This window comes from Seonamhaeicola marinus (genome assembly GCF_008085455.1).
Window position 1 is genome coordinate 1 of record NZ_VSDQ01000350.1, and the last position, 1,175, is coordinate 1,175.

Annotated in this window: 2 protein-coding genes; both read left to right on the forward strand. The window is 31.4% G+C overall.

Going from position 1 to position 1,175, the window contains the following annotated elements:
* Positions 1–57: 57 nt before the first annotated feature.
* The gene (arfB, locus tag FUA24_RS04870) at positions 58–465 is read left to right on the forward strand and encodes an alternative ribosome rescue aminoacyl-tRNA hydrolase ArfB (protein WP_147134596.1); all 408 of its coding nucleotides are present in this window, start codon (positions 58–60) and stop codon (positions 463–465) included.
* Between the two features lie 330 nt (positions 466–795).
* Positions 796–1,175: TonB-dependent receptor plug domain-containing protein (locus FUA24_RS04875; RefSeq protein WP_148540275.1), on the forward strand; the 380-nt coding region annotated here is incomplete at its 3' end.

The window sequence follows — 1,175 nt, forward strand, 5'->3', positions numbered from 1 at the left end:
CTTTAACCCTGTAAAAACAGTAAACGATTTACTAAAACCAGCACACCAAACTAATTAATGTTTAACCAAACTAATTTAATAAACGAACTTAATTTTAAAGCCGTTAGAAGCTCAGGTAGTGGTGGGCAACATGTAAATAAAGTAGCTACAAAAATTGAGCTTAGTTTTAATGTATCTGAATCAAACGTATTAACCCAAGAGCAAAAGCAACGCATATATTTAAAATTAAAACACAAACTAACAAATAATGGAGTTTTAATATTACAATGCGCTGATACCCGAAGCCAATTTAAAAATAAAGAATTGGCAATTCGTAGGTTTTTACAGTTAATAAAAACTGCACTTGCTAAACCAAAAAAACGTATTGCAACCAAAGTACCCAAAGCTGTTGTAAAAAAACGGTTAGATAATAAAAAGAAACACGCTTTTAAAAAAGCCAATAGGCAAAAACCTAATTTAGATTAAAAAACTATTATCAAAATAGCCAATAATTAGTATTCGGTTAGTACATTTGCAGCGTTCTCAAAAAGGGGTGCTATATCCAGTTTAGTTATAGTTTTAAGTACAAAGAAAAACTATTAATTGCAACAGGAAACAGGCTGAGATCATACCCAATGAACCTAGAACAGGTAATGCTGTTTAGGGATTTCATGTTATTGTGAATTGCGTTAGCACAACAGGTAATTTTAGAATATGATTACTTTGTAAAAAACGTATCACATAACATAATAATTTAATACAAACTGAAGAATAATTACCTCTTTTTATTCGATTATAACGTTTTATGTAATCGATATGAAAAACTTATTTCTTTTATTAGCATTAATATGCTTTACAACAGTTAATGCGCAACAAAACAACAAAATAACAGATTCAACTTCAACCCAAAAACTAGACGAGGTTTTAGTAAAAGCAGTACGTGTTGATGCCGATTCGCCAATTACACATTCAAATGTAAGTAAAGAAGAAATTGCAAAGCGTAATTTAGGGCAAGACATACCAGTTTTACTAAACTATTTACCATCAGTAGTTACAACCAGTGATGCTGGTGCAGGTATTGGTTATACGGGTATTAGGGTGCGTGGTGTAAGCGGTAGTTCTACCAATGTAACCATTAATGGTATTCCGTATAATGATGCTGAAAGTTTAGGAACTTTTTGGGTAAATTTGCAAGA